Origin of the sequence: Algoriphagus sp. A40 (assembly GCF_002002735.1) — a bacterium.
In the GTDB taxonomy this organism is placed as follows: domain Bacteria; phylum Bacteroidota; class Bacteroidia; order Cytophagales; family Cyclobacteriaceae; genus Algoriphagus.
On record NZ_MUNY01000071.1, the window covers coordinates 1 to 20,011 of the forward strand.

The following is a 20,011-nucleotide window of genomic DNA, read 5'->3' on the forward strand; positions in this document are numbered from 1 at the left end:
GTCCATGATGATTTAATTTCTATGTAATTATTTGATTTCGATTGTTTAATGTCCTTTTAATATTTACTTCATCATTAAAGTAATTCTTAAAAGAAAAAAAATAACATTAAACACACATCCGCCCCCTGCCAATGTACATCCGTCCCCTTTTTCCCCCTTATAAGTAAATTCTCATCCTCACCTTTGTTCCCCAATTTCCAGTTTCAACCATTAAACTATCCTCGGTATTCCCCGGCAGCAGCATCAATTTTTCCCGAATAAGCCGTGTGCCTTTGGATTCGTGGTTGGGTTTGGGGGTGTTGGATATCCCGATTCCATTGTCCTCGACGGTGCAGATCAAAGAATTTTTTTCTCCCAAATCGTAGCGAATTCGGAGTTTGGGTGATGGATAATCTCCGGGGAAGGCATGAACAAATACATTCTCCACCAAAGGCTGGATCAGCATGGGAGAGATGAATATCTCTTCTGCCTTATCGATTGCGTTTCCTTCAATTTGCCAATCAACCCGATGATCCATGCGCATATTTTCTACCTCAATGTATTTGCGGAGGTAGTCGAGTTCCTCGGCTAAGGAGATCTGGGTTTTGCTGCTTTGATCCAGTGTAATTCGGATCAAGGCAGAGAACATCCCCAAATAGTTTAGGGCTTGGTTGGTGTCGTTTTTCAGAATATAATACTGGATACTGTTGATCGCATTGAAGGTGAAGTGGGGGTTCATCTGGGAGCGAAGGGCCTCAAGCTTGATCTCGGTGAGGCGCTGATTCATGCTGGTTTTTGCCTTAAACTGACTGCTGCGAATTCGATAAATCATGGTAAAAAGTCCAGCCATACCCAGGAACAGGAGCGCAATAAACCAAGCCTTGAGGTAAAAAGGCTTTTTAATTTCAAATTCCAGCAAATTTACCCTGCTCATATCTCCCGAATGGTAATCCCACACTTCTACTTCCAGCTGGTAGATTCCCCAAGGAAGGTAGGGGAGTTCCATCACCGGTTCGTTGAAAAACTCTGTCCATTCTGCATCTGATTTTAGCCGGTATTTGTACCGGAGCTTACCGGATTCAATTGGTCCAGTTGGTTTGAATCGGATATACAACGTGTTTTGATCCGCTTCGAGTTGGAGTTTTTTGGGTTGAAAAATAAACCATTCAAAGTCATCCGGATTCAAGGGGATATGATTGACCTTGAATTCGGTGATTCCCAGGCGAATGGATTGTGTTTGGCTTTTGACAAAATCCGGTAAGGAAATCCGATAAAATCCCTTAGTCGAGCCCAGGTAAAGGTCATCTCCAATTCGCTTTGCTGAAAGAAAAACCTTTTGAAAAAAACCCTGCTCCTCGTCACGAAAACTGTTTTTGTCGCCTTGGAGGAGATGGATGCCTTTTTCTGTAACGGCTATGATCGATTCTCCATAAGACTCCAATGCCAAAATAGAAGTGCCTTGTAACTCGTCTTTATCCCATTTTTTCAGTTCCTTAAAAGCAGGTTCCACCTCGATCCGATAAAGTTCGCCAAACTCAGTTCCGACCAGGAGGTTTCCATTTTCCATGACATGGAGTGTTTTGAACTTTTCCTCATCCCAGATTCCGGCTTTTCGGTAAGCGGTAAACTGTTGACCATCCCAATGGTAAAACCCGTGAAAAACTGAAGCCAGAAAGGTTTTGCTGCTCGAATGGGCCACTTTGGAAATCTGAAGTGGCGTATTTGCTTCGTCGGGATGAAAGTAGGTGAAGGAAAATTCCTCAGGATTGTCGTAGATCCTGACTCCGGCATAGGGATTGGTTTCAATCAGTTTACCGTCGGGTGTGAATCCCATACTGAAGCAATGAACAGGCAGGTAGGTTTTGATCTTTCCCTCCAGACTGAGGTGGTAGATTCCCAGATTGGTGTTGATCCAAAAACCGTCCTGTTGCAGGTGGAGCTCATAAAATTCCATTTCCTGGGCCGGAATCGTGGGGTCGAGTTCAAAAAAACCATCCAGGTGTTTGGGGATTTTTTGAGGAAACTGACTGAAGTAAGATTCTTGTACTTTTTTGAATTCCGGAGCGAGGGTTTCGGTGATTTTTCCGGTTTTGGTATTTCGGATTTCCAAGCCGCCCGTGTGAAGGAGGGCAAGGAGCTCCTCTTTTCCGGTGATTCCGCGAACTTCTTTTCCTCCAAAATCCTCATAAATGACCGTCTGATCAATTCTGACCTGATAGAGCCCCTTGTCCAAACTCCCCAGAAAAAGCAAGCCTCTTTCCTTATCCAAAGCGCCGGCTTGGATAAACTTGGAGTCGACTCCAAAACGGGCGGTTTGATCCAAAAGTCCTGCTTCGTTTAGCTCAAAGATTCCTCCGTCTTTGGAAAATAGCCCGGCGGCCAAGAGGTAATTTTCTCCTGAAATCCCAGGCACCTGGTCCCAAAAAATGGATTGGCCAAAGGAGATTTCAGGCTTTTTTCCTTCTAAAAAATCCTCTTTTGAAATGGCTTTCAGGCTTCCTTTGTCAGAAAGTAAGAGACTGTCTCCCTGTTGGAAAATCGCATAAATCGGCAGCCAATCGTTGATTTTGCGGGTTTTGGGAATTTCATTTTCCCAAAAAATCTCATACGATCCGCTTCGATAGGTGGAGTAGTACAGCTTTCCGCTTTCCTCCCAAAATCCTGTAGTATAATTCAGGTCAGTATTGTTTATGCTGGAAGCAATAGTGGTGACCTTGAGAGTTTCTGTGTCGATCAGGCTGATGCCGTCCTCGGTTCCGACCAGCATGAAATCTTGATAGGGATAAAAGTGCCGGATTCGGTTATCGGCGAGGCTGTCTGTTTCCTGGATTTTTCTGAATTCTTTTCCGTCAAAAAACGTCACACCTCCGCCATAGCTTCCAAACCAAAGGTGTTGGTTTTTGTCCTCGGAAATTGCCCAACAGCTGTTGAAAGCCAGCCCGTCGCTTTCGTAGAAGTTTTGAAAAAGGCCGTTTTCCAGTTTGGAAATGCCGTTTTCGGTGCCGATCCAGAGAATCCCCCGGGAGTCGAGTAGGAGGGATCGGATGGCATTGTTGGGCAGTCCGTCAGCAGTGGTAAACTGCCTGGAGGGCAATTGCTGGGCAGGACTTTTTCCAAATACAAGAAAAAGAAAAACGAAAAAAAGGGGATACTTGCTAAGCAAAGCGCTTGGTTAGGTTGGTGTTTTTGCGTAGTGAGACGGAGAGTTTTTCGCCGGATTTCAGGATCAGGAAATTTTCAGATTTATCATAACGCTGGATTTTGGCAACATTGACAGTATAGGATTGGTGAATCCGGATAAACCGACTGGCTGGGAGCTTCGCTTCTACCTGACCGATAGATTTGGAAATCAGCAGTTTTCGGTTGTTCTCGAGGTAGATGGTCGTGTAGTTGCGGTCTGCATTGAGGTATTTGATTTCATCAAAATGAACAAACTCCATCCCCTCCAAGGTAGAAAAGGCAACAATGTCCAGACCTTCCATCTGATTGCTTAGGTTTTCAAGGAGTGATTGGACAGGATCGGATTTTTTGGCTTCGAGGTAGCGAATGATGGTTTTCTGAAGCTCCAGTGAATCGATTGGTTTGAGCAAGTAATCAAAAGCCGCCTGCTTAAATGCAGCAATTGCATGATCTTGATAAGCAGTTGTGAAAATCACATCAAATTCCCGCTGTGGCATGACTTCGAGGAGTGCAAAACCATTTTTCTGGGGCATTTGAATATCCAAAAAGACCAGTTCGGGCTGATGCTGCTGAATGGCTGGAATCGCCTGATCGACCGAGTTGCAAAGAGCTAAAAATTCAAATTGCTCGGGAAAAAGCCTCTCCAAGAGCATTTTGAGCGACTCCAGGGCGTGACGCTCATCGTCCACAAGAATGGTTTTGATCATAGGTAAAGTATGAGAAACCCTAAAATGAGGAAAAAATGTTTCATTTTCATCAGAATGTACGAGCGTGGGGAATTGGGAAGAATGCGATGTGATTTTTGGGATGGGGTTCTCCGAAGGGGTAAAGGTTTTTTTCCAATTCAGACAATGAATTGGAATGGTGCTTTAGCCCAAGATTGGAAAATGGGTTGGGCTAAAGCCCACCTATATTTTTAATCTGATTTTTTGCCTCCAGCTAAAGCAGGAGGCTATTCAAAATTGGAATTCGAACATATGAATAGGAATGGTGCTTTAGCCCAATCCCACAAAGGATTCGATTAGATACCAGGCTTTAGCCCAAGATTGGGGGAATGCTTTTTCTCCTTTTCCTCCGTGGTAAAAATTCTTTGCGGCTAAAGGAGCCTACCAAATCCAAGTCCCCGTCGCTCCGGGATTCAGTTCAGCAAAGAAGACCTTTTCCTTGTCCACGATCTGAAAGCTGATCGGATTTTTGTCTTCATTCATGGCAATCAGCACTTTCTTTCCGTCGGGCCTCAGAAAAACAACATTGGGCAATTCCACAAATTGGTTGGAATCAACCCGCACAGAACCCGGTTCAACAAACTTGCTGGCATGGGCTATGACGTAATATGCAGGATTTCGGGTCACTGAATCGCCGCTAACTGTCACAGCTCCAAGACAACGGTCGCAACCTCCGCGGTCTGTGAATGGGGTAAGTTCAGGATTGGAAGTCAGGTTCCACTCCAGGACGGTCTTGGCCCAATTGCGGGATGCGCCTACGATCAGATTTTTGACATGCCAGGGCATATCTCCTTCCAGACTTCCGGGTGCTCCGATCCACTGCTCGGTGAAGTAGATGTTTTTGTCGGGGAAGGTCTGATGAACTTCAGACAAGGCATCAATCTCCCCTCCATATAGGTGAAAAGCCGATCCGTCAATAAAAGGATTGGCCAAGGTGTCGCTCAAAACTGCAATCGGGTAATCCGGGCGGTCAGCATTGTGATCGTACACCACAATTTTGGTTTTGATCCCGTTTTCTGCGAAAGCAGGACCCAGGTGGACTCCGATAAACCGGGCCTGCTGCTCGGGAAGCATCAGAAGCGAAGGATTATTTCCCGGATGGAGCGGTTCGTTTTGAATGGTAAGCGCGTCAATTGTGATTCCTTCTTGCTTCATGGCTTTGATGTAATTGACCAGATAGCAGGCATAGGTTCCCTCAAATTCCTCCAAAAGCGATCCGCCCCGGGTGTCTTTGTTGTCTTTCATCCATTTGGGCGGTGACCAGGGGGAGGCCATGAGTTTGATGGCCGGATTGATAGCCAAAATCTGCTTCAATACCGGAATGACATCCAGGGTGTCGTAACTAAGGCTGAAATGTTCCAATGCAGGATCTTTGGCCAAGGAGTCCTGGAGATCATTGTAAGAAAAAGGAAATTCATTCAGATCAGAAGCCGCAACGGAAAGCCTCAAATAAGAAATCCGGATGTCTTTTTCACCTTTGCCAAAAAGCTCCTGAAGGAGTGCTGCACGTGCCGAGTCACTCATGCCTAACAAATGCTTGGCACTTCCCTGGCTCAGGGTGAACCCAAACCCGTCCATTGCCTGAAAACCTGTCTCTGAATCCACGTTCAACACCAGTTTGCTTTCAGGAAACTCCCGATCTTCGGTTTGTTTTTCCAGTAGCACATTCGCTTTGGGATCGGTCAGCCAAAGCTCAATTTCCTGCTTTTTTTTAGTGCAGGAAAAACAAACAGCCAATGAGAGGAGGAAGAGAATTTTTTTCATTTTTGGGAAAAGAAAAAGCCTTGGAGATTTTTCCAAGGCTTCAAAGTGAAGCAAAAAGCTGTCAGAATGCAAGGGCTGCTAGGCCTAATTTTGATTTGAGCGGATTGATCGCTTTGAGCACATTACCCATGTATTTTTGAGTCAGCTCGTTACCCAAAAGCTCATTTAGAAATTTCATCCGGCCATTCTTTAAATTCAGAATATTGGATTTTTTGGTATCATCAGAGTCCGAACCTCCGGTGATTTTCATCAGCTGATCTACAAATGATTTGTTGTTTGTCTTCAGTTTGGTGCTTTGATCACCTGACAAATTGAGTCCGCTGGTGTTATCCAAAATGCCCAAAACCTGTGTGGAAAGGGCCGAAGCTCCGGCGTTTGGAACTTTTGGAATTTGGGCCTGGGCAGCAAAACCCAAGAATACCATGAAAAGGAAAGCTGAAATAAATTTTGTTTTGTTCATAAAATTGGGATTAAAAACCATTTTAAAATTAAGGGAATTTGGGAGTTTTTAGATTTGACTTTGGCTCTCTTTGGAAAAATGGTGGAGAAGCCTGTGAATTTCTTCGCCTTAAACCCACTTTACTTAAACAATCCCTTTCCGATATCAATAATTCCACCCAAGTCAAATCCACCTTTGCCTTTATCACCTCCAAAAACTGAACCCAAAAGATCATCCAGACCCGATCCTCCTCCTCCTTTCATGGACTTGACTACCGAATTCATGATGTCCTCGTTGGCCTGTGGGGCATCATTTACCTGTTTATTGAATAGGTTCAACAGCATCGGAAGTGCCGCCGCAGCGATTGACATTGCTTTTTGGGAATCGATGCCCAACTTTTGACTCAAGCCGTTGGTCAGATCACCGGTCATGTGATTGACAGCAGGACTGTCCGGTAAAGTTTCATTTCCTGAAAACATTTCCATCACTCCCTCAAAGTTGCCGGAGCTGGCCTGATTTTGAATCACTTCCAAAAATGATTCCTTCACTGCGACCGCGGAATCGGGATTTCCGCCTGATTTTGCCAGCATTTCCTGCAATGGCCCATCTGCTAATTTTAACAATTTGTCTAACATGATAGTAAAAGTTTGATTTACATAAAATTGCACAGAAAATGCTTGGGCTTCAAGCTGTAAAATGTTAAAAATGGCATGGAGTTTCTACTCCGGAAATTATTAAATATGAATATCCGCTATGGCCCCCCCACAAAGATGAAAGCAGAATAAGGTTTGGATTGGAAAGTCGATAATTCTACAAAAATCAAATCGACTTCTAATGTAGCTCCGAAGGAGCCAAACCATTCATGACCCTGTACGAAGTGCAGGGTAGCTATTGAATTCCCTTCCATTAAGCCCTGAAAGGGTGAAACTCTAAGTATCGCCCCTTCAGGGCTCCCTTTTTATTGTGGTGATTTTACCCCCGGCTATACCGGGGGTTATGAATTGTTTTGATCCTTCGGATCTAAGGCTTCCAAACTTTAACCTACATATCCACTACTTCAATTTAATTTGCCTACTGGTATCATTGCGGACATTCATATTATTAAAAAAGGGGAATCCTTATGTTTCAGTTTGAATGGGAAAAGTGCTAGAGAAAATAGAAAACATTGAGTTGCTGGAAGGAATCCGGGTTTTTCAGACCAAGTGGATGATGTCAGGAAGTGGAATTTGCTTGCCGGGAATCGGAATTTTCATTCATTCCGATATCCCAGAGCTCGCCAAAAAGAGGATTGTCCAGCATGAGTACGGGCACTTTTTGGATTATAAATCCGGTCTTAATGGAGATCGGAAAAGACTTCTGGGATCCTATTTGCTTGGTTTTTATGTCTTGATCGGGATTCCAAGTTTCCTAAATCTGATTTCCGGGGTAAATCCCCTTCCTGCATTTTCGGGAGACCATCGAACCTATTGGACGGAAATCCGAGCCAACCGACTTGCAAAAGCGCATTTCGGTAATTTTTTGGCAGATGATTTTGACAGGTTTTTTCCAGTTGCCTAAATCCTAAACATGAATCCTCCGAAAGAATTTCAGCTGACTATCCTTCCGGTCTTACTATTGTCCTACCTTTGGAGAGTCAAACTGGTAGGATGAAAAAACAGGTTTTCTTTGGACTTTTAATTTGCAGCTGGATACTTGGCGTTTCTCTCATTTGCCTTTTTCCGCCAATTCCGGATTATAAAGTTGCCGATCAGGAGTCAGGTTACCTGAGTCAGGATTCCACTCCAGAACTGCATCTAAGGAATACTTTTCGTTCTGGTTTTTCAACTTTGGATTTGGGAATTGAACTGGTCGGGCTATTTTTCGAGTTTCAATTTAAATCTGTCCTGAAGCCTCTAATTGCTATTGGAACCCTTAAAGCTCCCTTTGAAATTCAATCATTTTTTGATACCAAAATCCTTTTCCGGCCTTTTTTTGATACCTGGTAGTTGGAGGTCCTTTACTCAAAATTAATAGCCCAAATCCGGCAGTACTGCCTGGTTTTCCCTTTATTTCATTAAAATCAATCATTCCTTTTCCATGGATTCATTAATCAACCATCCCGGTATCCTTATTGGTTTTGCCCTAACTGTAGCATTTATGCTTTTGCTCGATCTCGGGGTTTTCAACAAAAAGAGTCATATCATTTCAAACAAGGAAGCCGCGATCTGGTCTGTTTTCTGGATTGGGCTATCCATGCTTTTCAGTGTATTCATTTACATCGTCACCAGCGAAGAAGTGGGAATGGAGAAATTTTCCCAGTTTCAATCCGCTTATTGGATCGAAAAAGCCCTTTCGGTGGATAACCTGTTTGTCTTTATCCTGGTCTTTGGCTTTTTCAATGTGCCAAGAGAGTACCATCACAAAGTATTGTTTTGGGGGATTATCGGAGCCTTGGTGATGCGGGCAATATTCATTTTTGCAGGTGTGGGAATCATTGGTATGACCTATTTGCCACCGATGACCATCATGGAGCAAAGTGTCCGAATCAACGTAGTATTGACTGTTTTCGGGGCATTTCTGATTTATGCGGGATACAAATCCTGGTTTGCGAGCAAAGACGAAGAAGGTGATAAAGATTACTCCAAAAGCCCCGGTGCAAAACTGATTTATCGCTTCTTTAAAGTGACACCGGAATATCATGGAGATAAGTTTTTCATCATCAAAAATGGAGTTAAAATGGCAACTCCGCTTCTGGTAGTAGTTGCGGTGATTGAGTTTACCGATTTGCTTTTTGCAGTAGATTCCATCCCTGCGATTTTTGCCATTGCCCCAGACGATCCATTTATTCTATACACGTCCAATATTTTCGCGATTTTGGGCTTGAGATCCCTTTATTTTCTATTGGCCAATTTCATCCACATGTTCAGCCGACTGAAGTTTGGTCTGGCGATTATTCTGGCATTTATTGGGATTAAAATGATTTCCGCGCCACTTTATCATTTCAGTTCTACTCATTCTTTGGCGGTCGTTGGAGGAATTTTGGCAATCTCGATGGTGGCATCGGTGATTTGGCCGGAGAAGAAGAAGTAGTGGAAGACGGAAGACGGAAGACAGAAAGACGAGTAACTGGTTCAAGTCTTTTGACCTGTCTTGTCGGCAGACAGGCTTGGACCAGATTGATGCAGTCTTCAGACCGCTAAAAGACAGAAGGAAGACGGAAGACAGGAGCTCGAAGTGGACGGTAAGGCCAACTCCCCCTTGGATAATAATCTTAATTCTGGAAAAGGATTGTATTTAAAGGGGGAAGGGGGGATTTGTTCTTAAGCTTTTTTGCAATAGATCTAGTCTTCAACCAGTTCAAAAACCAATGTGGCATCGGTAAGATTGGCCGAACTCAGGCCGATCCGATAGGTGTAAAAACCGTCCCGGAGCGGGATTTCTCCCACGTAATCGATGGGGATCAAGGAAAAGTCCCGGCCCTCAGCTTCCAGCCAGACAGCTCCATACCTAAATGCGTATTCAAACTCTTCGTATTCGGAAGAAGTCCGGGCAGGAATTTCTCCAAATGCCTGTTCTACATTTCCTGACTGTACAATCACGCCAGTAAAATTGACATCCGAATTGTTTTGCACGCGGATAAAAATCCCATCAGGTTCGCCGTCTTGGATGCCGCAGGAACAGAGAAAAAGGAATAGTAAACTGAGGATTCCACTGATTTTCATTATAGAAGTTAATGAAAATCGATTCGAATAAAAAAATCCCGTTGGCATGGTTGTCAACGGGATTTCTATTTTGGCCTTTATCCTTAGAAAGAGTTCAGAGAGCCCTTCTTCTCAAAGATGAATCGCAAAGCCGATCAATTCCCTTTTGGTCGGAAGTATCGAATCGGTGCTTTTGGTTCGGGTTTGAGTTCGATTCCTTCGGTGGCGATTCTGTCCAAAGCTTCTTTGACAGCTCTTTCCAACTGGGGATCCCGGCCTTCGATTACGTCTTTTGGAGTTTGCTCCACCGCGATGTCAGGAGAAATCCCAACTCCTTCGACAGCCCATTCACCATTGATGTCATAGAAACCACCCCGAGGCGCCACCATACGGCCTCCATCCACAAATGACGGTGTATCCCAGGTTCCAACTAATCCACCCCAGGTTTTGGTGCCGATCAGTGGACCGATCTTCATTTTGTTGAACAGGTAGGGAAGGAGGTCTCCACCCGATCCGGCGCGCTCATTGATCAGCATGACTTTTGGTCCCCAAATGCCGGACATTGGCGTGGTGAAAGGCCTATGATCATTTGCCCGTGAATTGAAGTAGCCATGAAGATCCCTTGCCATGATGTCAACCATGTAGTCTGCCGCCGAACCACCGCCGTTGTTTCGCTCGTCAATGACCGCGCCTTTTTTGTCCTGCTGCGCAAAATAGTAGCGGTTGAAAGAAGTGTAGCCTGGCTGTCCCGTGTTGGGAATGTAAACGTAGGCCAGTTTTCCTTCCGAAAGCTCATCCACTTTCCTGCGATTTCCTTCTACCCAGTCGATGCTTCGGAGTTGTCCTTCATTGGGGACTGGCACTACTTGAATTACTCTGGCACCATCCAAACCCGGTTTTGAATTCAGGTGGATTTTGGTCGGTTGATTGGCAGTGCCTTCGAAGTATTGGTAGAGATTGGTTCCTGGGGCGATGGCTTTTCCGTTTACGCCCACCAGGTATTCACCAACTTTGGCCATAGCTCCAGGTTGGGCCAAAGGAGCCTTCAAGGTAGGATTCCAGCTTTCCCCAGTGTAGATTTTTTTGATTCGATAGTTTCCATTTTCGACTTCATAGTCTGCTCCCAGCAAACCGATTGGTACGGAATTGATTTCGGGAAAATCCCCTCCCCGGGTATAGCTGTGACCTACTGCCACTTCTCCGCCAAGGATATCGATGATGTAATTCATGTCGTTTCTGTGGCGGACATGGGCAACCCAAGGTTTGTACCATTCATAAATATCGTCCCATGGGGCTCCGTGCACATTGTCCACGTAGAGGAAATCCCGCTGATACCTCCAGCCTTCCCGGTAAATCTGCTGCCATTCGTCCGTGGGCGTGACTTTCACTTTTATCGTGGAGATGGCTTTCAAGGCTCCGTCTCCGGACTTTTTGCCCGAACCGGCAGTTTCTACGATCCCCCAAGTGCTTCCGCTTTGGTAAAGCAGGGATTTTCGGTCTTTTGATACAACAACTTGATTTACACTTGGGAAAAAGACTTCCGATTTGCGCTTTTTCAGGTCGTATTTATGAAGGGTAGTGCCTTGGTTGGGTATTGATTCCATGTAGAAAACAAAGCCATCGGGTGCTGGTGCAAGTCCAGTGTAGTTTCTGGCGGGTATGTCAATAGCCACAATTCGCTGATTGATTCCTTCCGAATCGATTTTGACGGTGACGGAATCCTGGGCTTTCTTTTCCTCTTTTTTGGTCTCAGTTTCTTCATCACTTTGCGGCAGCAAGGGTGAAGAATCAGCTGAATTCAATACAGCCAAATACAAACTTCTGTTAATCGGATGATCGAAGCTGCTCATGTCCAGCCAACCCGTATTCAAACCGAAATCCGTGCTGGCAAGAAAGTAAAGGTACTTACCGCTTTCATCCCAAACCGGTGTAATGGCATCAGCCATGGCATCTCCGATCTGGATTTTTTGACTGGTTTCTACATTCAGAGCAAAGACGGACTTGAACTGATTGTCCATCAGTCTGACATAGGCAATCCACTTTCCGTCCGGAGACCAGACGGGATTCATGCTGCGGTTGGGATGGGCAAAACGATCCGTTTCCACCACTTTGGCATTTCCGCTGGCCACATTGACCACCCAAATCTGATAATCTGTATCTGTAAAGGCGATATGCGCTCCATCAGGAGACCATTCGGGTTTGAAGTAAAAACTCGGATCTGGAAGGCTGATTGTCTTTTGGTTTGTTCCGTCCTGATCGGCGATGACCAATTCGTATTCTCCTTTGACGTCTGAGAAATAGGCGATTTGTTTGCCGTCAGGAGACCAGACAGGTGAGCGCTCTGCGGATTTGGAAGTATTGGTGATATTCCTGCCGGCTCCGTTTTCCTTGGGAACCGTAATGATTTCTCCGCGGAATTCAAAGATGGCTCTCTGTCCAGTCGGGGAAAGCTGAGGGTTTTGGAGATCGTTTCCCGAGACATTCACCCAGCGCTCTCTCGCCCAGTGAAAATCCCCGTTTACCGTGATATTCAGCTTCTGGCTTTGGCCGGTTTGAGGATTGAGCAAATGGAGGTAGCCTCCTTGTTCGTAGACGATCTCTGTCCCGTTGCCGTCCAGACTTTTGATATCAAAGTCCTTTAGGAAAGTCTCCTGCTTTTCAGTTCCCGAAGCCGGATCATAAGACCAGATATTGGCCAAGAAATCCCGCTCGGAGATGTAATAGACTTTGGCGCCCAACCAAACCGGATCGGTATGCCGCTCCATGTCGGTTTGCGGGGTCATTTTCAGAGAAAAATCCTTCAAATCAACGATCCAGATCGGCTTGGCCTGACCGCCTCGGTGATTTCTCCACTCCGGATCCCAAAAGGAAATCTGCTGATAAGCGATGTGTTTTCCATCAGGAGAGATTTCACCGTTGACAGCTCTCGGAATCGGCAAGGGTTCAGGCATTCCCCCGTTTTTGCTGACTTTGAAAAACTTGGATTCCTGTGTCGCGTGGCCTTCTCTGCCTGAGGTGAGGGTGATGGCGCTTCCGTCGGGAGTCCAACCTGTCACTAAGTCCAATCCCGGATGCCAAGTCAGGCGCTTGGGTTCCCCACCCTCGGAAGGGATCAGGTAGACGTCGATATTCCCGTCGTACTCTCCCGTAAAAGCGATGGATTTCCCGTCAGGAGAAAAGTGGGGCAGTGTTTCCTCGCCCTCATTGCTGGTGAGGCGGATCGCATTGCCTCCGGACTTGGGAACTTTCCATAGGTCATTGGCATAGACAAAGACGATTTCTGTTTGGCTTAAGGTAGGCTGACGGAGCAATTGGGTGCCTTGGCCAAAAGCTGCTCCGGTTAATCCTGAGGCCAAGAGTAGGGTTAATATTCTGTTCATAAGGTGTGTGGTAATGGTTAAAGCTAAAATAAGGGAAAGCTAGGCGAGATGCTAACCGGCAGTCAAATGCAATTGGGAATTTCCATCCGTGGAGAAATACCCACACATTTCCCGTCTCTCACAAAAAAATCGCGTTTCGTTTTCAGGTTAACTGATATCTTTAGGAGAAAGATAAGCAACTAGGAAATCCCCAATAATTGTTCATCCACATCACCCACCTCGACCGGGAAATCGATGCTTTTGTGTATGGATTGTTTGGCTTGACCGAGTAGGAAATTCGAATAGTGGAAGGGAGTTAAAAAGAGAAATCCATTTAACAGAAATCTAATCCAGTACGGAAAAGTTTGTATGACAAAATGGTACAGGCAAATGATAAAAATGTCTTCTTCTGAACCAGTATGACGAAAAAACAAACCAAACAACTATTCAGGTTACTGTTGCTGATGGGATCCGTAATCTCCATTTTTTTTGTCCCCTGGATTTTGGTAAAGGCGTGGATAACACCATTGCCAGATTCGGTTCAGGAGCAAGTGAATAAAACCATTGACTATGGATTTGATGGGATGATTGTTTATGTAGATCAAGCGGGAAAGAAACCGGAATTTTACGCTTCCGGATGGAAAAACAAGGAAAAGAAAATTCCTGCAGACCCTCACGCATTATTTAAAATAGCAAGTATTGGCAAATTATATGATGCTGTTTCCGTCACCAAACTGGTTAGTGACAAAAGAGTTTCATTGGATAAAACACTGGCTGACTATTTTCCTGAATTAATGGGAAGAATTGAAAATGCAGAAAAAATTACTTTGAGAATGATGCTGCAGCACAGAAGTGGTATTCCCAATTTTACCGACACTCCAAATTATTGGACTGACCCACCGAAAAACAGTAAAGAAGCACTTGAACGAGTCCTTGATTTACCTGCTGATTTTGAACCTGGCAAAAAATACAACTATTCAAACACAAATTATTTATTGATTTCCGACCTCATCGAAAAAGTCGTGGGCTATAGTAAATTCCAATACATTCAGGAGGAAATTCTTATCCCACTTGAACTGAAAAACACCTTCGGTTCGATGAATCAAGTAGATATGGAACATGTGATGAGTGGCTATCATGTGGGAGTTGACCAAGACCTCAAGACGGCTGACTATGGTTCCATGTTGGCAACAGCAGAGGATGTGGGTATTTTTTTAAGGGCATTAAACGACGGATCGTTGTTTAATAAAGGGGAACAGGAAATCTATACTTCCATTTACGATTATAATCATACGGGATTAATCGCTGGTTACCAGAGTATAGCCAACTATCATAAAGACATTGATGCAGTTGTTATCCAATTTACAAATACGACTGACTTTGAAGGTTACAACTGGAATCTATCAGAAATCGCATATAATCGCATAGTGAAGATTTTAAGAAGTAAAAAAGGCTCATAAAGCTGGATCTTCGCCAGAATCCCTTTTTTAAGAATCCATAGCCCTCCAGCTACCCCGATCGGGGAGAGTTTATTTATGGCCAGTCCTTCAAACTTTTGACTAGCAAACAGGCTTTTGGCAATTCCAAAAGGATATTATTCTTGCCTCTAAGCAAAAAATAATACCGAACTAGATTCCAACAGAATCTAGTTCGGCATTACTAAATTTTAAGCAGGATTCTACTTTTTGACTTTAGCCTTTTTTTCTAAAGCAAGTTTGTCTTTTTCAACTTTTTTCACCGCCAGGACAACTTTCTTATCCTGTTTCTTTACCTCTTTCTCAAGTTGACTTGAAATTTTCTTAGAAACTTTGTCCACCATCTTCTCTGTCTTTTTCGATGGTTTAGCAATTTTTAGCTTTTCAAGAGCGCCGCCTATTGCTTCAATGACCGTATGGGCGATCTCATTCTTTTTCAATTTTTTCATAGAGACCATTTTAAGTTCAGTTTTGATCTAGCTTAAAAGTACATGGTCTTATCAAAATAATACTAATATTTAATGTTATCATTTTGATTGCATTGTTTCAATTTTGCGTACAGTTCTTTTGTTTGCCTTGATTTTAAAAGGCTTGTCACTTTTCACAAATCCTATTTGTAACTAGAACGATGTCCCAAAATGGTGGACCGTTCCCCTCTCTCGGCGTAGACTATTGCCTATCAGTGTTGAAGTTCTTTGGACGCTGGGCGTAGTTGCACCTACACCTTTACATAAATCCAAATTTGTAATTTGCTAAAGGCAATTTAATGATGGTGATTACGATCAATTCAATTGCTCCCGGCAACTGTACGGGATTTGTAAGGATATTTGGCTAGGGAGCAGAATTGTAGATTGTTGTGCATTTTTGTAACCTGTATCTGTTGCCCGATGAGGGTTTTACCTTTAGTGCGATTCCACCCAAATTCAAGGGGGTGAGTACATTTTCTGCAAGAGCGCGATGGCTAAAATGGCCAAAAATAAGTAGCTAAGATCAACGAAACGCCGACATCGGCTTGAAAGGCTTTACGGGAATAAGACTTAAAGTGCTAAGAAAATAACACTATGAACTCAAGTAACTTGACTATTGAGAGAATTTTTGATGTCGAATTAGAACAGGTCTGGCGATGCTGGCATGATCCGAACTATATCGAGAAATGGTATGGTTCAGATCCAGAAGGACATGTACACAGCATTGATATGGATTTTAGGGTAGGAGGCCTTTACAGGATCACATTCTCCGATTCCGACCATGCCGAACATACCAGTATGGGGCAGCACCTAGTCATTGATCCCTACCATACCATCCAGATGACAATGGAGTGGACAAATGAACCGGGGCAAGTTTCGATGCTGAACCTCGACTTTATCGATTTGAAGGGTAAAACCAAAATGATATTTAGCCAAAATGGTATTCCCCAATCAACAATCCATAATTATGGGAATGGATGGAGGAGTACCTTTGATAAAATCGAAAAATTACTGGAGGAGTTGAAAAAAGCAGAATGATGGGCTCCCATTGAGCAACGGTAAGCCCTACCATACTCGATTTTAGCTTATTTGGCCGGCAATCCCCATTTTTCTACCAGTTCTTCATTCAATCCGCCTTCTTTGGGATTCGGCTTTCCTGTTCCGGTGGTGATCAGGCTTTGCAGACTTCCCAGAATGTAGCTGGTCCAAGCGTCTTGGCAGACTTCGAAGCATTCGTATTCCGGAACCAGTCCCTTGTGGGTAAATTTCACTTTTGTCTTGCCGTTTATAGTGGAAATGTCAAAAATGAGTTGGGTATTAATCCATTCGGTCTTGTCTTCGATGAAATTGAATTCATTGTCAATTACCAGATAGACTAGCCTTTTGTCAGGTATGCTTTCTATGAGTTTGATTTTACACAAGTGCACGTCCTTGTAATGATAAAAAAAGGTTTCATTGAGTTGGTCGGTGCTGCCTTCGATCTGGTCTGACCACCATCCGCGAAAATTGGTGATGGCTTGAAATACAGCGGCAGGGCTGTTGCTTACTTCAAAGCTGACAGTAAAATCTGGCGTTTCCATAATCGGCGTTCGGTTTGTTTAAATTGGTTCGTACAATCAGAAAAAGATTGGGATGCGACTTTAGTCAATAGCTGATTTTACATTCCCTGATTTCATTTTCAATTGCTTACCGGCACTTCAAGAGTTAATCATGGGCCTTAACTTTTGTTCCAAGTATTGTGTCCAGGCTGGGGCACAGGCGCCATAGCACTCGGATTCGGGGCTCAGTCCTTTATGGGTAAAGATTAGCTGAGTTTCGTCTCCCTTAATAGAAATCTCAAAGACCACTTTGGTTCCAGTCCACTCCGTCTTATGTTCGAGAAAATCGAGCTTGCTGTCCGTTACCAGCCAAACCACCTTTTTATTCGGAATGACCTCAATTAGCTTGTGCTTGCTATAGTGAATGCCGTCTCCGGTCCGAAAGCTGAATTCGTCGTGCAGGTTTTTAGAATTGCCTTCGAATTTTTCGGAATAAAATCCAGACCACCATGTGCGTACATCGGTGATCGCCTTAAAGACTTCCTCGGGGGATTGATTGGAAAGCAGGGTAAGGCTAAAATCTGATTTTTCCATCTTTGAAGAGATTAGGTTCATATTTGGAAATGCCACACAGACAAAGTTATAGACAGGATAGCTAGAAAGGGTGGTGTGAAATGGACTTTCTAACGGGTTGATTTGGAAATGGTTGATTGATATATTTGGTAAAAAGCCTTTTTTAAAAAAATGATAGCCTTAAGCTGGTTTCGCTCCCAAGATGCGAGATTCTCCGAATCAAGCCTGCCTGCTGCAGGCAGATCCAAGACAGGCAATGTGACCTTCTTAAAACAAATTTTAATCACATGAAACATCTTACTATCCTGGTGCCGGAAGGGGAGAATAATCTGAGCAGTATTGTTGGCGCTTACAAGATATTCACCCGGGCAAATTCCTTTTGGAAAGGAAGAGGCCACGAGGAAATATTCAAGATACAACTCGCCGGAACCTCCAGAGAGGTCGAATTCCACGATGGCCTCTTTTCTGCGAAGCCTCACACGGAAATTTCCGCGATCTCAGAAACCGATCTCATCATCATTCCATCCCTAAACCATAATTTTCAGAAAGCAGTAGACGCAAATCGCGAAATGATTGAGTGGATCGAATGGCAGCATAGCAAGGGGGCTGAGGTAGCGAGCATCTGCACCGGAGCATTTTTGTTAGCTTCGTCAGGGCTTCTCGACGGCAAAAGCTGCTCTACGCATTTTGCATTTGCTGATACCTTCAGGGCCATGTTTCCCCAAGTGAAGCTGCAAACTGATCTATTGATAACAGATGAAAACGGCATTTATACCAATGGGGGAGCCTATTCTTTCCTGAATTTGATCCTCTATTTGATTGAAAAATATTACGACAGGAAGACGGCGATCTTTTGCTCCAAAGTATTTCAGATAGAAATTGACAGGCACAGCCAATCAACATTTATCATCTTCAATGGCCAGAAGACGCATGGTGATGAGGTAGTCATCCAGGCCCAAAACTTCATGGAGAGCAATCTGGAAGAAAAGATATCAATGGCGGATCTTTCGAGCAGATTTGCTGTGGGTAGAAGGAATTTTGACCGGAGATTCGTCAAGGCAACCGGCAATACCCCGGTAGAGTACATGCAACGGGTTAGGACTGAAGCTGCTAAAAAAGCCTTCGAAACAAGCCGTAAAACCGTAAGGGAAGTCATGTACGAAGTTGGCTATTCGGATGAAAAGGCATTCCGTGAGGTGTTTAGAAGGATCACCGGAATGTCACCACTGGAATACCGGAGCCGGTTTAATAAAGAAGCGGAAGTTTAATAAGAAGGGTTATCTGTGACTTGGACCGACTCTGATTAGAATTTTTTGCCAGGACGGGCAAATCCAATTGGACTATCAACCCCAGACTCTAGAAATCCGGAGTGAGGGGAGTAAATGAAAATTTTGAAATAGGATAAAACCAAAAAAGCCACTCTTTCGGGTGGCTTTTTCTATGCATTTGACTTTTTGATTAAGCTTTGAATATCGAGAAATCGAAAGTCTCCAAAAACTTCGTGGTGAAGTTTCCTTCTTTGAACTGCTCGTTTTCCAACAAGGCAATATGGAAAGGAATGGTGGTCTTGATCCCGTCAATGACGAATTCTTCCAAAGCCCGCTTCATTCTCACGATCACTTCTTCTCTGGACTGGCCGCTTACGATAAGTTTGGCAATCATCGAATCGTAGTTTGGAGGAATGACATACCCTGCATACACATGGGAATCAACTCTGACTCCACGCCCACCTGGAATATGCAGATTGAGGATTTTTCCCGGACTTGGTCTGAAGCCGTGAGCGACATCCTCGGCGTTGATTCTGCATTCCATTGCAAATAGCTTAGGGAAGTAATTTCGTCCTGAGATTGTCTCACCTGCTGCTACTTTGATCTGTTCTTTGATCAAATCAAAATCAGTCACTTCTTCGGTAATCGGATGCTCTACCTGGATTCTGGTATTCATTTCCATAAAGTAGAAGTTGCGGTCCTTGTCAACCAGGAATTCAATGGTACCTGCACCTTCATAGGCAATGGCCTCAGCGCCTTTGATAGCAGCTTTGCCCATCGCATCCCGAAGTTCGTCGGTAATAAATGGGGAAGGTGTTTCTTCCACCAATTTTTGGTGTCTTCTTTGGATGGAACAATCTCTTTCGGAAAGGTGGCATGCCTTACCTGTTCGATCACCGACAATCTGAATCTCGATGTGGCGAGGCTCTTCTACGAATTTTTCAAGGTAAAGTCCGTCGTTTCCAAACGCCGCACTGGATTCCATTTTAGCGTCGTCCCAAGCTTTTTTGAATTCCTTATCTTCCTTCACAATCCGCATTCCACGACCGCCACCACCGGCAGTAGCTTTTAGAATGACAGGATAGCCCATCTCATTGGCGATTTTCAGCCCTTGTTCGATAGAATCGACCAGACCATCGGAACCAGGAATAGTTGGTACGCCTGCAGCTTTCATGGTTGCTTTAGCCGTTGCTTTGTCACCCATCTTGGCGATCATGTCCGGTGAAGCTCCGATGAATTTGATGCCGTATTCTTCACAGATTCTGGAAAACTCTGCATTCTCAGAAAGGAAGCCATAGCCCGGGTGAATGGCATCCGCATTGGTGATTTCGGCTGCGGCAATGATTCTTGGAATGTTCAAGTAGGATTCCCGGCTGGGAGCCGGCCCGATGCAGACAGCTTCATCGGCAAAACGTACGTGCAAACTGTCCTTGTCCGCGGTGGAATATACTGCTACGGTTTTGATCCCCATCTCTTTACAGGTCCGGATCACACGAAGCGCAATTTCTCCTCGGTTTGCAATCAATATTTTCTTAAACACGGTCTTGTTTTGTTTAGTGAAAAA

The 20,011-nt window shown here is 44.3% G+C and carries 16 protein-coding genes; 5 read left to right on the forward strand and 11 right to left on the reverse strand.

Annotated elements, in window-relative coordinates; genetic code table 11:
- Positions 1-157 precede the first annotated feature (157 nt).
- The 5 genes from B0E43_RS17460 to B0E43_RS17485 form a co-directional block, all read right to left on the reverse strand.
- The gene (locus tag B0E43_RS17460) at positions 158-3,142 is read right to left on the reverse strand and encodes a histidine kinase (protein WP_077352144.1); all 2,985 of its coding nucleotides are present in this window, start codon (positions 3,140-3,142) and stop codon (positions 158-160) included.
- A complete protein-coding gene (locus B0E43_RS17465) occupies positions 3,135-3,866 on the reverse strand; it encodes a LytTR family DNA-binding domain-containing protein (RefSeq protein ID WP_077352146.1) in 732 nt (243 codons plus the stop codon). Before B0E43_RS17465 ends, B0E43_RS17460 begins: the two co-directional genes overlap by 8 nt.
- A 399-nt stretch (positions 3,867-4,265) precedes the next feature.
- Positions 4,266-5,648, reverse strand: a complete 1,383-nt coding sequence (locus B0E43_RS17475) for a glycoside hydrolase family 30 beta sandwich domain-containing protein (RefSeq protein WP_077352198.1) — start codon at positions 5,646-5,648, stop codon at positions 4,266-4,268.
- A 61-nt stretch (positions 5,649-5,709) separates the two neighbouring features.
- Positions 5,710-6,108 (reverse strand): hypothetical protein, encoded by a 399-nt coding sequence (locus B0E43_RS17480; protein WP_139352815.1) that lies wholly within the window; start codon positions 6,106-6,108, stop codon positions 5,710-5,712.
- A 119-nt stretch (positions 6,109-6,227) separates the two neighbouring features.
- A complete protein-coding gene (locus B0E43_RS17485) occupies positions 6,228-6,722 on the reverse strand; it encodes a DUF937 domain-containing protein (protein WP_077352152.1) in 495 nt (164 codons plus the stop codon).
- 499 nt (positions 6,723-7,221) lie between these two features.
- Between B0E43_RS17485 and B0E43_RS17490 the strand changes: the two genes are divergently transcribed.
- Positions 7,222-7,644: a hypothetical protein gene (locus B0E43_RS17490; RefSeq protein WP_077352154.1), complete on the forward strand. Its 423-nt coding sequence runs from the start codon at positions 7,222-7,224 to the stop codon at positions 7,642-7,644.
- Positions 7,645-8,163: 519 nt separating this feature from the next.
- Entirely contained in the window at positions 8,164-9,156 is a 993-nt protein-coding gene (locus B0E43_RS17500) for a TerC family protein (protein ID WP_077352158.1), read from the forward strand.
- Between the two features lie 251 nt (positions 9,157-9,407).
- Here the strand turns inward: B0E43_RS17500 and B0E43_RS17505 are convergent, their stop codons facing one another.
- Both B0E43_RS17505 and B0E43_RS17510 read right to left on the reverse strand, forming a co-directional pair.
- Complete coding sequence (locus B0E43_RS17505; RefSeq protein ID WP_077352160.1) at positions 9,408-9,788, reverse strand: hypothetical protein; 381 nt, start codon at positions 9,786-9,788, stop codon at positions 9,408-9,410.
- A 134-nt stretch (positions 9,789-9,922) separates the two neighbouring features.
- Positions 9,923-13,147: a S41 family peptidase gene (locus B0E43_RS17510; RefSeq protein ID WP_077352162.1), complete on the reverse strand. Its 3,225-nt coding sequence runs from the start codon at positions 13,145-13,147 to the stop codon at positions 9,923-9,925.
- Positions 13,148-13,545: 398 nt separating this feature from the next.
- On the opposite strand from B0E43_RS17510, the gene B0E43_RS17515 reads away from it, so the two are divergent.
- Positions 13,546-14,586, forward strand: coding sequence for a serine hydrolase (locus B0E43_RS17515; protein WP_077352164.1), 1,041 nt, complete (start codon positions 13,546-13,548; stop codon positions 14,584-14,586).
- Positions 14,587-14,804: 218 nt separating this feature from the next.
- On the opposite strand, the gene B0E43_RS17520 is transcribed toward B0E43_RS17515, so the two are convergent.
- A complete protein-coding gene (locus B0E43_RS17520) occupies positions 14,805-15,050 on the reverse strand; it encodes a hypothetical protein (RefSeq protein WP_139352816.1) in 246 nt (81 codons plus the stop codon).
- A 612-nt stretch (positions 15,051-15,662) separates the two neighbouring features.
- Here B0E43_RS17520 and B0E43_RS17525 point away from each other — a divergent pair.
- Positions 15,663-16,106 (forward strand): SRPBCC domain-containing protein, encoded by a 444-nt coding sequence (locus tag B0E43_RS17525; RefSeq protein WP_077352168.1) that lies wholly within the window; start codon positions 15,663-15,665, stop codon positions 16,104-16,106.
- A gap of 47 nt (positions 16,107-16,153) precedes the next feature.
- Here the strand turns inward: B0E43_RS17525 and B0E43_RS17530 are convergent, their stop codons facing one another.
- Both B0E43_RS17530 and B0E43_RS17535 read right to left on the reverse strand, forming a co-directional pair.
- A complete protein-coding gene (locus tag B0E43_RS17530; RefSeq protein WP_077352170.1) occupies positions 16,154-16,648 on the reverse strand; it encodes an SRPBCC domain-containing protein in 495 nt (164 codons plus the stop codon).
- Positions 16,649-16,765: 117 nt separating this feature from the next.
- Complete coding sequence (locus B0E43_RS17535) at positions 16,766-17,200, reverse strand: SRPBCC domain-containing protein (RefSeq protein WP_077352200.1); 435 nt, start codon at positions 17,198-17,200, stop codon at positions 16,766-16,768.
- A 266-nt stretch (positions 17,201-17,466) separates the two neighbouring features.
- Between B0E43_RS17535 and B0E43_RS17545 the strand changes: the two genes are divergently transcribed.
- Positions 17,467-18,447: a GlxA family transcriptional regulator gene (locus B0E43_RS17545; RefSeq protein ID WP_077352174.1), complete on the forward strand. Its 981-nt coding sequence runs from the start codon at positions 17,467-17,469 to the stop codon at positions 18,445-18,447.
- Positions 18,448-18,637: 190 nt separating this feature from the next.
- Here the strand turns inward: B0E43_RS17545 and accC are convergent, their stop codons facing one another.
- Positions 18,638-19,987: an acetyl-CoA carboxylase biotin carboxylase subunit gene (accC, locus tag B0E43_RS17550; RefSeq protein WP_077352176.1), complete on the reverse strand. Its 1,350-nt coding sequence runs from the start codon at positions 19,985-19,987 to the stop codon at positions 18,638-18,640.
- Positions 19,988-20,011 lie beyond the last annotated feature (24 nt).

What these genes read in the sequence shown, in the direction of transcription:
- B0E43_RS17535 (WP_077352200.1), bottom strand. Translation starts at nt 17,200, where the DNA reads ATGGAAAAATCAGATTTTAGCCTTACCCTGCTTTCCAATCAATCCCCC.
- B0E43_RS17480 (WP_139352815.1), bottom strand. Translation starts at nt 6,108, where the DNA reads ATGAACAAAACAAAATTTATTTCAGCTTTCCTTTTCATGGTATTCTTG.
- B0E43_RS17490 (WP_077352154.1), top strand. Translation starts at nt 7,222, where the DNA reads ATGGGAAAAGTGCTAGAGAAAATAGAAAACATTGAGTTGCTGGAAGGA.
- B0E43_RS17475 (WP_077352198.1), bottom strand. Translation starts at nt 5,648, where the DNA reads ATGAAAAAAATTCTCTTCCTCCTCTCATTGGCTGTTTGTTTTTCCTGC.
- B0E43_RS17525 (WP_077352168.1), top strand. Translation starts at nt 15,663, where the DNA reads ATGAACTCAAGTAACTTGACTATTGAGAGAATTTTTGATGTCGAATTA.
- B0E43_RS17500 (WP_077352158.1), top strand. Translation starts at nt 8,164, where the DNA reads ATGGATTCATTAATCAACCATCCCGGTATCCTTATTGGTTTTGCCCTA.
- B0E43_RS17505 (WP_077352160.1), bottom strand. Translation starts at nt 9,788, where the DNA reads ATGAAAATCAGTGGAATCCTCAGTTTACTATTCCTTTTTCTCTGTTCC.
- B0E43_RS17465 (WP_077352146.1), bottom strand. Translation starts at nt 3,866, where the DNA reads ATGATCAAAACCATTCTTGTGGACGATGAGCGTCACGCCCTGGAGTCG.
- B0E43_RS17485 (WP_077352152.1), bottom strand. Translation starts at nt 6,722, where the DNA reads ATGTTAGACAAATTGTTAAAATTAGCAGATGGGCCATTGCAGGAAATG.
- B0E43_RS17515 (WP_077352164.1), top strand. Translation starts at nt 13,546, where the DNA reads ATGACGAAAAAACAAACCAAACAACTATTCAGGTTACTGTTGCTGATG.
- B0E43_RS17530 (WP_077352170.1), bottom strand. Translation starts at nt 16,648, where the DNA reads ATGGAAACGCCAGATTTTACTGTCAGCTTTGAAGTAAGCAACAGCCCT.
- B0E43_RS17520 (WP_139352816.1), bottom strand. Translation starts at nt 15,050, where the DNA reads ATGAAAAAATTGAAAAAGAATGAGATCGCCCATACGGTCATTGAAGCA.
- B0E43_RS17510 (WP_077352162.1), bottom strand. Translation starts at nt 13,147, where the DNA reads ATGAACAGAATATTAACCCTACTCTTGGCCTCAGGATTAACCGGAGCA.
- B0E43_RS17545 (WP_077352174.1), top strand. Translation starts at nt 17,467, where the DNA reads ATGAAACATCTTACTATCCTGGTGCCGGAAGGGGAGAATAATCTGAGC.